The sequence below is a fragment of the Rhodococcus xishaensis genome (assembly GCF_004011825.1).
Lineage (GTDB): Bacteria > Actinomycetota > Actinomycetes > Mycobacteriales > Mycobacteriaceae > Prescottella > Prescottella xishaensis.
Window position 1 is genome coordinate 365,661 of sequence record NZ_RKLO01000001.1, and the last position, 12,721, is coordinate 378,381.

At 66.7% G+C, this 12,721-nt stretch carries 11 protein-coding genes; 8 read left to right on the plus strand and 3 right to left on the minus strand.

The window, feature by feature from the left end:
- Positions 1–15: 15 nt before the first annotated feature.
- Genes EGT50_RS01830 through EGT50_RS01840 form a run of 3 tightly spaced genes read right to left on the minus strand, consistent with a single transcriptional unit; the run spans position 16 to position 3,664 of the window.
- On the minus strand, positions 16–1,260 hold the full coding sequence (locus EGT50_RS01830; protein ID WP_127950893.1) for a glycosyltransferase family 4 protein: 1,245 nt from the start codon (positions 1,258–1,260) through the stop codon (positions 16–18).
- Entirely contained in the window at positions 1,257–2,810 is a 1,554-nt protein-coding gene (locus EGT50_RS01835) for a 1,4-alpha-glucan branching protein domain-containing protein (RefSeq protein ID WP_127951350.1), read from the minus strand. The genes EGT50_RS01830 and EGT50_RS01835 overlap by 4 nt, the downstream gene beginning before the upstream one ends.
- Positions 2,811–2,848: 38 nt before the next feature.
- The gene (locus tag EGT50_RS01840) at positions 2,849–3,664 is read right to left on the minus strand and encodes a class I SAM-dependent methyltransferase (RefSeq protein WP_235870510.1); all 816 of its coding nucleotides are present in this window, start codon (positions 3,662–3,664) and stop codon (positions 2,849–2,851) included.
- A gap of 240 nt (positions 3,665–3,904) precedes the next feature.
- Here EGT50_RS01840 and EGT50_RS01845 point away from each other — a divergent pair, with 240 nt between their 5' ends.
- From EGT50_RS01845 to EGT50_RS01880, 8 genes are all read left to right on the plus strand, one after another.
- Complete coding sequence (locus tag EGT50_RS01845) at positions 3,905–4,705, plus strand: electron transfer flavoprotein subunit beta/FixA family protein (RefSeq protein WP_127950894.1); 801 nt, start codon at positions 3,905–3,907, stop codon at positions 4,703–4,705.
- A 45-nt stretch (positions 4,706–4,750) separates the two neighbouring features.
- Positions 4,751–5,707, plus strand: coding sequence for an electron transfer flavoprotein subunit alpha/FixB family protein (locus tag EGT50_RS01850; RefSeq protein ID WP_127950895.1), 957 nt, complete (start codon positions 4,751–4,753; stop codon positions 5,705–5,707).
- A 533-nt stretch (positions 5,708–6,240) separates the two neighbouring features.
- Positions 6,241–7,635 (plus strand): OFA family MFS transporter, encoded by a 1,395-nt coding sequence (locus tag EGT50_RS01855; protein WP_127950896.1) that lies wholly within the window; start codon positions 6,241–6,243, stop codon positions 7,633–7,635.
- Complete coding sequence (locus EGT50_RS16945; RefSeq protein WP_164873313.1) at positions 7,632–7,793, plus strand: MFS transporter small subunit; 162 nt, start codon at positions 7,632–7,634, stop codon at positions 7,791–7,793. Before EGT50_RS01855 ends, EGT50_RS16945 begins: the two co-directional genes overlap by 4 nt.
- Before the next feature lie 1,678 nt (positions 7,794–9,471).
- The gene (locus EGT50_RS01865) at positions 9,472–9,789 is read left to right on the plus strand and encodes a hypothetical protein (RefSeq protein ID WP_127950898.1); all 318 of its coding nucleotides are present in this window, start codon (positions 9,472–9,474) and stop codon (positions 9,787–9,789) included.
- A 514-nt stretch (positions 9,790–10,303) separates the two neighbouring features.
- Positions 10,304–10,690: a hypothetical protein gene (locus tag EGT50_RS01870; protein ID WP_127950899.1), complete on the plus strand. Its 387-nt coding sequence runs from the start codon at positions 10,304–10,306 to the stop codon at positions 10,688–10,690.
- 325 nt (positions 10,691–11,015) lie between these two features.
- Positions 11,016–11,849, plus strand: coding sequence for a GNAT family N-acetyltransferase (locus tag EGT50_RS01875; RefSeq protein WP_127950900.1), 834 nt, complete (start codon positions 11,016–11,018; stop codon positions 11,847–11,849).
- 62 nt (positions 11,850–11,911) lie between these two features.
- Complete coding sequence (locus EGT50_RS01880; protein WP_235870511.1) at positions 11,912–12,691, plus strand: lysophospholipid acyltransferase family protein; 780 nt, start codon at positions 11,912–11,914, stop codon at positions 12,689–12,691.
- Positions 12,692–12,721: the final 30 nt, after the last annotated feature.

Below are 12,721 nucleotides of genomic sequence, written 5' to 3' on the forward strand. Positions count from 1 at the left end.
CGGTCCGGGCGCCCGCTACCGACCGGGAAGCGGGCGCTCGGGAACCTCCGGACGCGTCAACGGATGCCGAACACGACGCTTGGCCGCGGCGTAGACCTGCACGGTCTCCTCGGCCACCTTGCGCCAATCGAAGTCGGCGGTCAGCCGATCGCGTGCCGCCTGCGCCCGAACCTGGGCGGAGTCCGGATCGTCAAGGGTTTCTCGCACGGCAGAGCTGAGTCCGTCCACGTCGCCCGGTGCGAAGGACAGGCCGGTCACACCGTCGACGACGGCCTCGCCGAGCCCGCCCGCTGTCGACGCGATCAGCGGGGTGCCCGCGGCGGCGGCCTCGAGCGCAATGATCCCGAACGGCTCGTAGCGACTCGGCAGCACGATCGCGTCGGCGCCGTGCAGCCATCCGAGCAGTTCCTCGTGGTCGAGGTTGCCGAGGAACGTCACCGAGCGCGCTACCCGGTGTGTGCGGGCCTGCTGCCGCAGCCACTCGAACTGGGTGCCTTCACCGGCGACGGCCAACGTCGTGCCCGGGTGGCTGCGTCGGATCCGCGGCAACGCCGCGATCGCGTCCTGCACGCCCTTCTCGTACTCGAGGCGTCCGACATACAGCAGAGCCGCCGGTCCCGACCGAGGCGAGCGTGAACGGTAGTTCCACGTCGTGACGTCGATGCCGTTGCGGATCACGGTGATCGGCGGCAGTTCCGGACCGTACAGCTGGGTGACCTCGTCCTCCATCGACTTCGAACACGCGATGATCGAGTCGGATTCGTTGGCGAGCCACCACTCCACCGAGTGCACCTGGCGGTTGACCCGGCCGGAGATCCAGCCGCTGTGCCGACCGGCCTCGGAGGCGTGCAGTGTGGAGACCAACGGGACGTCGTAGAACTCGGCGAGAGCGATCGCCGGGTGCGCCACCAGCCAGTCGTGGGCGTGCACGACGTCGGGCTGCCAGCCCTCGCCGATGCCGCCCTTCGACAGCGCCACACCCGCGCGGACCATCGCGTGTCCCATGGCCAGCGTCCAGGCCAGCATGTCCTCACCGAAAATGAAGTGCGGCGGATCCTCGGCGACCGCGACCACAAGTACGCCCTCGGAGATCTCCGTCGTCGTCGGGTGTGTGGACGGGTCGGTGCCTGAAGGCCGCCGCGACAGCACGACCACTTCGTGGCCGGCGGAGACCAGTTCGGTAGCAAGGTGGTGGACGTGCCTGCCCAGTCCACCCACCACCACGGGCGGGTATTCCCACGACACGATCAGAACTCTCATTGCGTGCTCCCAGCGAATGCAGCTGTTTCGGCCGAGCGAACGGGCAGGCGCCGTGCGTCGAGTGCGGGGAACAGGCCGTCGGCGGCGTTCCATCCGTCGGCGAGTCGGCGTGCGACCTCGTCCCGTCCGGACGCGACGGCGTCGGCGATCTCCCGCAACGCGTGTGCGTGCTTGTGGGCTCGGTCGCGAGCGTACCCGGCGGCCGAGTCCTTGCTGACCATGAAGGCCCAGTCACTCGAGACCGTCAACAGCGTCTCACGCAGCATCTGGTCGTGGACCCTTTTGCGAAGTTCCGGGTCGCCCTCGAATCCGTGGTGGTTCGCGTCGCGGTCCTTGTCGATCGTGTCGAGCGCGGTCTGCACGACCTCGGCGTTGAGCTGGACCAGGTCCTGCACCTGGTCGCCGGCCCACACCCGCCAGTCCTTGCCCGAACCCCACGACGAGTCCTGCAGTTCGACGGGTGCACCGACGTAGCCACGGGCGCGGGCGTCGGCGAGGGTGCCGATCTCGATGCCGGCCTCGGGAAGTGCCCGCAGCACCTGTTCGAGCCACTGGGGCCCCTCGTGCCACCAGTGCCCGAACAGTTCGGTGTCGAACGCGGCCACGACGAGTGCGGGGCCGCCGATGCGTTCGGACTCGCTGCGCAGGCGTCGGCGCACGGTGTCGACGAAGTCGGCGACGTGCTGGTCGACGGCGACCGCCGCGAGCTCCGGGTCGTAGGGCGCCTTCTTCTCCGACGGAACCGTGCGGCCGGTCACGCGTGCGGGCTTGAGACCGGTGTCGTGGTCGTAGGTGTGGAAGTCGCGGTAGGCCGCGTGGCCGGGGTAGCCGGTCTTCGGCGACCACACGCGGTAGCTGACCTCGAGGTCGCGGCCGAAGGCGACGACGTCGGAGTCCCACACCGGCCGACCCGCGGTGGTGTCACCGCGCAGCGCCGGGCCGTCGACCATGAAATGCGACACACCTGCGGCGGCGTAGCCGATCTCCATGCCCGGGGTGTACCCGCACTCCGGCGCCCAGATTCCAGCGGGGGTGTGGCCCCACCGGGCCTCGGCGTCTGCGAGGCCCTCGGAGAGCGAGAATGCCCGTAATCGCGGATCGAGCAGCGGCTGGAACGGGTGCGCGAGCGGGCCGCCGAGGAGTTCGATCGTCTCGGCGTCGATGAGCTCGCGCAGTACGGCGGAACCTCCATGGCGCCAACGGGTTTCGAAGACATCGAGGGCGGCAGCGGACGCGCGGTGCTCGCGGGCGCCCAGATCGCGGTGCGAGGCCGACGGCATCCCGGCGGCTTCGTGGGCGCGGAGCTGCCAGTTGCCGAGCCAGTGGTGCATACCGTTGAGGCAGTGCGGGTCGTCGAGTTGCGCGGCGAGCACCGGCGTGACGCCGAGCGTGAGCAGACGGGTGCGCCCCTCGGCAGCCAGTCGCCGCAACACCGCCGTCACCGGTAGGTACGTCGCGGCCCACGATTGGTACAGCCACTCCTCGCCCACCGGCCAGCGACCGTGATTGGCGAGCCACGGCAAGTGCGAGTGCAGGACCAGGCAGAACATGCCCGGCTCACGCGAGGTCCCCGTCTCCCGTGCCCCCGTCACGCCACGGGATCCTTGATCGCTACGGCGACGAGATCGAGGCTGTCGTCGATGTCCGCTTCTCGCAGGACGAAGTCGTCGGCGGTGATGCCCTCGACGTCGCGACAGAGCTGCTCCGGCCACGGCTCGCCCGCGAGGGCCCGCTCGATCTGGGCGTCGATGAACGATCCACCGTGCTCGACATCGAGTTCGCGCAGACGCGGGCCGTGGTGCACGCCGGTCATCAGCGCGACCCTGAAGCCTGCCTCGACCAATAGTTCGGTCAATTCGGCGGCGTTGAGCTCACGGGTGTGGAACGGATTGAGGGGCGTATCACGACCGGGGGAGAATGTGATGCGGTTGGGCGTGCTCACGAGCAGTTCCCCGCCCGGGCGCAGCACCCGATGGCACTCCCGCAGGAACTGTGCCTGATCCCACAGGTGTTCGATCACCTGAAAGTTGACGACGGTGTCGACGGACTCGTTCGCCAGCGGTAGCTCCGCGAGGTTGCCGTGCACCATCTCCACACGGGGGTAGCAGGCACGCACGTGCTCGACCGCCGAGATGTCGTAGTCGAGCCCAGTCACCTTCGTTGCCATGTCGGCAATCATGTTGGCGCCGTAGCCTTCTCCCGATCCTGCCTCGAGTACATCGCGACCGGAGCAGCGCGGGAGAAGGTCGCGGTAGACGACCTCGTGGCGCCGGAACCAGTAGTTCTCCTCGGGGATTCCGGGGACCGTGCGTTCGCCGGTCAGCGGCAGCGTGGACGCCTGGCTCGCCGGGTCGGGCGCAGCGTCTGCGCGCTCGGTCGTGCAACCAACAGTGGATTCGCTCACCTCAGCGAGGTTAGTGGCACTACCCCCGAGAGTTGTACGGGTGGTCCACATCACAGCCGTGAAGGTGCCTGCTGGTGGTTATTGTGAGACCGGATTCCACCCAAGTTACTGGCCGGTAACTTGCTGTGGGGTAATCTATCGCACAGCCAACGTGCAACGAACTTGTCTACGAGAGCTCGGCTTGTCGCGGAGTTCCTCGCGATCATCAGCCAGCTACACACAGGAGGTCGACGAAGACCCATGACGAACATCGTCGTTTTGATCAAGCAGGTCCCCGACACGTGGTCCGAGCGCAAGCTCACAGACGGGGACTTCACGCTTGACCGCGAGGCCGCCGACGCAGTGCTCGACGAGATCAACGAGCGCGCTGTCGAGGAAGCACTCCTCATCAAGGAGCGCGACGGCGGTGAGGTGATCGTGCTGTGCGCCGGCCCCGACCGCGCCACCGACGCCATCCGCAAGGCCCTGTCCATGGGTGCCGACAAGGCTGTTCACGTCAACGATCCGGCTCTGCACGGCTCCGACGCGATCCAGACCGGCTGGACGTTGGCAGCCGCTCTCGGCCAGATCAGCTTCGACGACGGTGAGGCTGCCGATCTGGTCATCGCCGGCAACGAGGCCACCGACGGCCGTATCGGCGCCGTCCCGGCCATCATCGCCGAGTACCTCGGCCTGCCGCAGCTGACTCAGCTGCGCAAGCTGACCATCGCCGAGGGCAAGGTCACCGGCGAGCGTGAGACCGACGAGGGTGTCTTCAACCTCGAGGCCGGTCTGCCGGCCATCGTCTCGGTCAACGAGAAGATCAACGAGCCGCGCTTCCCGTCCTTCAAGGGCATCATGGCCGCGAAGAAGAAGGAGGTTCAGGTCCTCACCCTGGCCGACCTGGGTGTCGACCCCGAGACCGTGGGCGTCGCCAACGCCGGCACCACCGTCACCGCCTCCACCCCGAAGCCCCCGCGTACCGCTGGCGAGCGCGTCACCGACGAGGGTGACGGCGGCTCCAAGATCGCCGCGTACCTCGTGGGCCAGAAGATCATCTGATCCAGCCCCCTCGAGACCAGCAGACAAGACAGGGAGAAGTAAGCAATGGCAGAAGTACTCGTGCTCGTCGAGCACGCCGAGGGTGCACTGAAGAAGATCAGCACCGAGCTCATCACCGCCGCTCGCGCGCTCGGTGAGCCGTCCGCTGTCGTCGCCGGCCCGGCCGGTACGGCCGGCAAGCTGGCGGACTCGCTTGCGGCCGCGGGTGCCGCGAAGATCTACGTCGCCGAGTCCGACGACGTCGAGGGCTACCTCGTGACCCCGAAGGTCGACGTTCTCGCGAGCCTGGTCGAGTCCGCGAGCCCGGCTGCCGTGGTCACCGCGGCCAGCATCGAGGGCAAGGAGGTCGCCGGTCGCCTCGCAGCTCGCATCGGCTCCGGCCTGCTGTCCGACGTCGTCGAGATCAAGTCCGACGGTAGCGCCGTCCACTCGATCTTCGGTGGCGCGTTCACCGTCGACGCCAAGGCCAATGGCGAGGTGCCGGTCATCTCGGTCCGTCCCGGTGCCGTCGAGGCCCAGCCGCAGGCTGGGGCCGGCGAGCAGGTCGTGGTCGAGGTTCCGGCTCAGGACGAGAGCGCCGTCAAGATCGTCTCGAGTGAGCCGATCGTCGGTGGCGACCGTCCCGAACTCACCGAGGCGTCGGTCGTCGTTTCCGGCGGCCGTGGCGTCGGGTCGGCTGACAAGTTCTCGGTTGTCGAGGAGCTCGCCGATTCGCTCGGTGCTGCCGTCGGTGCCTCGCGTGCAGCGGTCGACTCCGGCTACTACCCGGGCCAGTTCCAGGTCGGCCAGACCGGCAAGACCGTCTCGCCGCAGCTGTACATCGCTCTCGGCATCTCAGGAGCGATCCAGCACCGAGCCGGCATGCAGACCTCGAAGACCATCGTCGCGGTCAACAAGGACGAAGAGGCTCCGATCTTCGAGATCGCGGACTACGGCATCGTGGGCGACCTGTTCAACGTCGCCCCGCAGCTGACGGAGGCCATCAAGGCCCACCGGGGCTGAATCCGGGCCTGACGCTTCACTGAGATCCCGCCACCGTCCGGCGGGCTCATACACGGTCGCCGCAACACTCTCTATACGGGAGGTTGCGGCGACCGTGTCGTATTCGGGACGGTCGGCGCGCACTTGTTAAGTAAGCACAACGATCGGATTTCGCTCCACCCGCGACCAGTACCCAGGCGTACTGTTGCGTCTTGGGTTCGTCAGTCACGTATAGGACAAATATAGGACGGGCCCAGTCGGGTTCCGAAGTCCCCGAGCCGGGCGACGGATCCGCGCGTGGAGCAAGGAGTATTCGACGATGAACATTGCGACCACTCCCCACGCCGCACTCCCGCCAGGGTCGTTGTCGTCGGAACCCCGAAGACCGGTTCTGCTTCCGACGACCACGGGATTCGGTGGCTTTCCTCCGGGCCTCGGATTCAGGTCTTGAACCGTCTCGGGTTCTCGGTTCCTGAGCCCTGCTCTCCACCGTCGTTGATTCGAATCTGATTTCTCGCGCTGAATGTTGGGTATTTCAGAAGGGGCATTCGATCGTGACAGTCAGCTTCCTCGAACGTTCGAGGATCGTCGCCAGGCCCGGATGGAGTCGCTGGCTCGTTCCTCCAGCCGCACTCTCGATACATCTCGCCATCGGATCGACCTACGCCTGGAGCGTCTTCAAGTCCCCACTCGAGACCTCGATGGGCATCTCCGGAACGGCCAGTGCGCTGCCGTTCACCGTCAGCATCGTGATGCTCGGAGCCTCGGCTGCGTTGTTCGGAACCCGCGTGGACCACAAGGGCCCACGATGGGCCATGGTCGTGGCGACCTCATGCTTCTGCAGCGGCTACCTGATCGCCGCCCTCGGGGTATTCATCGAACAGTACTGGCTTGTCGTGTTCGGCTACGGGTTCGTCGGCGGTATCGGTCTGGGTATCGGGTACATCTCCCCTGTGTCCACCCTGATGAAGTGGTTTCCTGACCGTCCCGGCATGGCGACGGGCATGGCCATCATGGGTTTCGGTGGTGGCGCGTTGGTAGCTTCGGCGTTGGCCAACAGCCTGCTCGACGGCTTCGGTCGGGGCACGGCGGGAGTTTCGGCGACCCTTCTCGTAATCGGTTGTGCCTATGCGGTATTCATGTCGTTGGGTTGGCTGCTGATCCGTGTACCGGCCCCCGACTGGAAGCCTGCCGACTGGGAGCCTGCGCCGCGAAAGGCCGAATCGCCGGTCATCACGGGGAGCGTCTCAGCGACGAGCGCGATCAAGACGCCCCAGTTCTGGCTGCTTTGGGCGGCCATGTGCTTCAACGTAACTGCGGGAATCGGCATTCTCGAGAGGGCAGCACCCATCTTCCAGGATTTCTTCCCCGACGCATCCAGCGCCGCGGCTCTGGCCGTGGCGGCTGCGGGATTCGTGGCGGTCGTCTCCCTGGCCAACATGGCCGGTCGATTCGGCTGGTCGACGTTGTCCGACGTCCTCGGCCGCAAGAACATGTTCCGGCTCTATCTCGGCGGCGGTGCTCTGCTGTATCTGACGCTCGCCCTGACCACGAACGCCAACAAGGCGCTGTTTCTTGTCTGCACGATGTTGATCGTGTCCTTCTACGGCGCAGGGTTCGCAACTGTCCCGGCATACTTACGCGACTTGTTCGGCAGCCGGGAGGTCGGTGCGATTCATGGCAGGTTGCTTACTGCGTGGTCCGCGGCCGGCGTGCTCGGTCCACTCATCGTGAACGCTGTCGCGGACTCGCAGCACTCGGCCGGCAAGAGCGGTCCAGATCTCTACATCCTGTCGTTCTCGGTCATGATTGTGCTGCTGATCGTGGGGTTCGTCTGCAACGAGCTGATTCGGCAGGTCGACACCAAGTACCACGAAGTCGCTCCGGTCAGGGGCGAGGCCCCCGTCGGGGACTGGACTCCACATAGAGAGGCGGGGCAGGAAACGTGACAAGCACCAAGCCCAGCACAGCTGCAAAGCCTGACCCCAGGTCCGGCCAACCCGTCAATCGCGGTCTCATCGCCTTGGCCTGGCTGTCGGTGGCCGTCCCCTTCGCCTACGGCCTGTCGCAGCTCTGCGCGACGGCCTCCCACCTCTTCGGCCACTGACAAACGTCGAACAGTTCTGTGTCCAAGGCGATTTCGATCAGACGATGTGCCCGAACGACGTGGTGGTCGATGTGGACACCGGGTCGGGATCGAACTGACGTAGGGGGTTTCTGCCGACCGAGGGGGATTGGCTCGGATCATTCGGGCATCTTCGATCGCTACAGCGATGGCGGACGGCTCTGCTCCTTCGTCCAGCGACTCGATCCCGTTGTCGGACAACAGCACTCTGAGAACCGAAACGACGTCGCGGACGTTGCATGTGTTGACCCCGGTCGCGGTGTTCCGCTTGGCTTGGCGTGATCGTCGTGCAGGTCAGTGGCGGGGCATCATTCCTGTTGATCTTCACGAGACCGACCTCGCGCTGATCGGGTTCCTGGGCGGCGCCATGATGCTCGACTCGACCGCATCATCCGGGACCTGCAGCCTGGTGGTTGCCGGGCGCAATCCAGGTACACCAAGCGATGGGATCGTCCGAAAGATGAGGGGACGGAACCAGTCCGTGGACGCGGCCTGACCCTAGTCGCTCAGCGAGTCAGTGAGACGGTGATCAAGATCGCCGAGAAGATGCGCAAGAGCTTTCCGGCGTCGGCGTGTGGGAGCTGTTGGCGGCGACGGGCGTTGACGTGAGATGCGTCACGGCTGCGAGCGGACCCGTGACCATCCGGGGGCGCCAGAGTGCTGTTTCCGGGGGACTGTTCGGTTCGCTGGGCGGTCGTTTGTGCTGCTCATCGTGGTACGGCCGGAACCGAAGATCAGAAGGGGTCAGAAATGACTATTGCGCTTGCGCAGCAGGGGATTCCGCCCCGCTGAAGCCCCACGGCAACAGGCGTACGTTGGGTTTTGGCCCGTCCGTCTCGTAGAGGACGAGTCCCGTCGTTTCCGACGCCTGCCAAGGCGACGGATCCGTATGTGGACCAAGGAGTATTTGATGATGAACACAAAGGCCATCCCCTCACGCCGTACTCTCGCCAAGATCGCTGTCGTCGGAGCGCTTGCCGCGCTGCCCCTCGGGCTCGGAGTCGCGCCGGCCATGGCAGCGCCCAGCGCGCCGGTTTCGGCCCCAGTCAGCAACATTGATCACGGGTATGGGCACGGCTTCGGACACGGCTTCGGACACGGCTTCGGTCGCGGTGGCTTCGGATCGATCTCGTCGCCAGTCAACGACGTCGCCTACGGCTATGGACCGCACCCCGCCCAGTACGGGGGACCGGGGTTCCACCCGGGACCGGGACCTGGGTTCGGAGGACCAGGGTTCGGGGGGCCGGGGTTCCGCCCAGGACCGGGCTTTGGACCGGGTTTCGGAGGACCGGGGTTCCGCCCGGGGCCGGGTTTCGGACCGGGGTTTGGGGGACCGGGGTTCGGGGGGCCGGGGTTCCTGTCCTGAACAGTTTCGTGTCTCTCGATTCCTGAGCCGCCAGTCGGCCAGATCATCGGGTGTGTCCACCCATCTCGGCTCCCATGCCGCCGAGGTGGGTGGACACACCGCATCCGAGGGACTGTTCGGTTCGCTGATCGAAACTGGCTATTCCGCTTGCACAGCATGGGGTTCTGCTCCGCTGAAGCCCCACGCCGACAAGGGTACGTTGGGTTTTGGCCCGTCCGTCTCGTAGAGGACGAGTCCCGTCGGTTCCGACGCCCGCCAAGGCGACGGATCTGAATGTGGACAAAGGAGTAACTGATGATGAAGACAAAGGCCATCGCCTCACGTCGTACTCTCGCCAAGATCGCTGTCGTCGGAGCGCTTGCTGCGCTGCCCCTCGGACTCGGAGTCGCGCCGGCCGTGGCAGCGCCCAGCGCGCCGGTCTCGGCGCCGATCAACGACGTCCGTCATGGCTTCGGGCATGGCTTCGGGCATGGCTTTGGAGGCGGCTTCGGATCGATCTCGGCACCAGTCAACAACGTCGATCGTCATGGCTACGGTCCGGAGCTCGCCAGAGGACCCTTCGGGGGGCCGTGGGGATCAGGCCCTCCCGGGCAACTATTCGGATCCCTGTAGTGGACCGTCCCGGGTCTCTCGATCCCTGGGCCGGCCCTGTTCTCGGGTGTGTTCACCCCTATCGCCTCCCATGCCGCCGAATCGGCAGGCATGGGAGGCTGGCGATCGCTTGGCTACGAGCCCGGTCTCACCCCGATCGAGTTCCTGGGCGCGGACCAAGCGTGGCGTCGACGTGACTGCGGCGGGTTGCGGCCGCGGGCGTGATTCGGTGATCTTCGTCACGGCTGCGAGCGTCGTCCGGTGACCTTCGAGGGGCGCCCGAGGACCGTATCGGGGGAACTGTTCGTTCGTGTAGCGAGCGTTTGCGCTGATCATCGCGGTGCGGCGGGAACCGAAGATCAGATGGGGTCCGAAACGGCTATTGCGCTTGCGCGGCATGGGATTCCGACCCAGTGAAGCCCACCGTCGACAGGCGTACGGTGGGTTTTGGCCCGTCCGTCACGTAGAGGACGAGTCCCGTCGGTTCCGACGCCCGCCAAGGCGACGGATCCGCATGTGGACCAAGGAGTATTTGATGATGAACACAAAGGCCATCCCCTCACGCCGTACTCTCGCCAAGATCGCTGTCGTCGGAGCGCTAGCCGCGCTGCCCCTCGGACTCGGGGTCGCGCCGGCCATGGCAGCGCCCAGCGCGCCGGCTTCGGCACCGATCAACGACGTCCGTCATGGCTTCGGGCACGGCTTCGGATCGATCTCGGCACCAGCCAACAATGTCGATCGTCACGGCTTCGGGCGCGGTAGCTTCGGATCGATCTCGGCGCCAATCAACGACGCCCGGTTCGGCTTCGGGCACGGCTTCGGATCGATCTCGGCGCCGATCAACGACGTCAGTCACGGCTATGGACACCATGGCTATGGAGGACACCACGGCTACGGAAACGAGTTCGGTAGGTTCTGGTGACCGGGGTTCCACTCGGGACCACGGAGATTCGGAGGCTTCAACCCGGCCACGGATTCCTGTCCTGAACCGTCTCGGGTCTCTCGATTGCTGAGCCGGTGGCTGGCCCTTTCGTCGGGCACGTCCACCCACCTCGGCTCCCATGCCGCCGAATCGGCAGGCATGGGAGCCGGAGCTTCTAGTTCGACGAGTCCGTCCGCGTACGAACGGTCTTCCGCGAACGAAGGGCGGACGGCGGAGGTACGACGCGCGGTCCGTTCACCGAAGCTGCACCGACGCGACACGCGGTTGACGCCCTACCGCCGTTCGGGGGCGATAGACCTGCGCCATGACAACTTCGTCGTTCGTCGAAACCGTCTGTTCTGCGCCGGAACCCGGCCTCGCCACGAGCGGGTCGCGCTATTCCCTCCTCGTCTCCTCTGACCGTGAGCACCGAGCGGCTGCGCAGTGCCTGCGTTACCGCGTGTTCTCCACCGAACCCGGCTTCGTGATCCCCCGGTCGAAGGACGGGCGCGACGCCGATAGGTTCGACGAGTTCTGCGACCATCTGCTGGTCCGCGACAACGCCTCGGGCGACTTCGTCGGCTGCTATCGCATGCTCTCGCCGGACCGTGCGCGCGCGGCCGGCGGCTACTACACCGGCACTGAGTTCGACCTTTCCATGCTCGACCCCGCTGCCCAGCGGGTCGTGGAGATGGGGCGCGCGTGCGTGGATCCGGCGCACCGCTCGGGATCCGTTCTCACGCTGATGTGGGCAGGCATCTTCCACTACCTCCAACTCACCGGTCACCACACTGTCATGGGCTGTGTCTCGGTGCCGATGCAGGACAGGCCCGATGCTGTCGCCGGCGCGAACGTGCGGGCGGTGCGCGACTTCCTTCTCGATCGCCACGCCGTCGACCGGGCACGGTGGGTGCGGCCGCTACGCCCGGTGCGGGTGGAGGGGCGCTCGCTCGACGACATCGCGCCGGCTCAACGTCCGGCGGTGCCTCCCCTGCTGCGCGGCTACCTGCGGTTGGGTGCGCGGATCTGCGGCGAACCTGCGCACGATCCTGACTTCGGAGTCGCGGACTTCGTGGCGGTCCAGAGGCTCGACGATGCCGACACCCGCTACCTCGAGCGGTTACAGCGTGCGTCGGCGGCGATCGAGGTCGCGGCGTGAGCCACCCGTGGATGCCGACGAGCCCGTGTGGTGACGGATGTCTGCCGCGGCGCCCTGATCGGGTGTCGGCTCTGACCGTGTGCGCGCGCTGGGGGGCGCTGGCGCTGACAGTGTCGTGTTCGGCGCTGTTGCCACTTGTGCGCATCCTGCCCCCGACGACAAGGACTGCGGTTCATCGCCTTCTTGCGCGGTCGGCGTTGCGTGGCATCGGTATTCGGCTCGACGTCGAGGGACGGGCGAGCATCGGCACAGGGATGCTGGTCGTGGCGGGGCACGTCTCATGGGCGGATGCCCTGGTTCTCGCCGCGGTGGTGCCCGGCCGGTTCGTGGCGCGCGCCGACCTGGTTGCGTGGCCGCTGGTGGGCGGGGTGGCTCGGCGGGCAGGCATCATCCCGATCGAGCGGGCCCGCTTGTGGGAACTGCCGGGAACGGTCGCGCAGGTTCGGGAACGTCTCGGGGCGGGTGAGACCGTGATCGCCTTTCCGGAAGGGACCACATGGTGTGGGCAGGCGTTCGGCCGATTCCGGCCGGCGCTGTTTCAGGCGGCGATCGACGCCGATCGCCTGGTGCTGCCGGTGTCGATCGACTACATCACCGCGTCGGGTAGCCGGACGACAGGCTTGAGCTTCGTCGGCGACGAGGGCATCGGAGCCTCGATCCGCCGGGTCCTACGCAGCCGCGGCCTGAGGGTCAAGGTGGTTGTGGGCGCCCCCCAGGTCCCGGGATCCTGCCGCGGCGAGCTCGCGCGGCGGTGTGAGTGGCAGGTCCGGCGCCGCGTCGATGACAGCACCCGGCGGATCCTCGCTCAGCTGGAGGGACGTCGCCACGAGTCGGCTGCGTGAGGCGGATCGCTGCCGACACGCCGGTTCCCG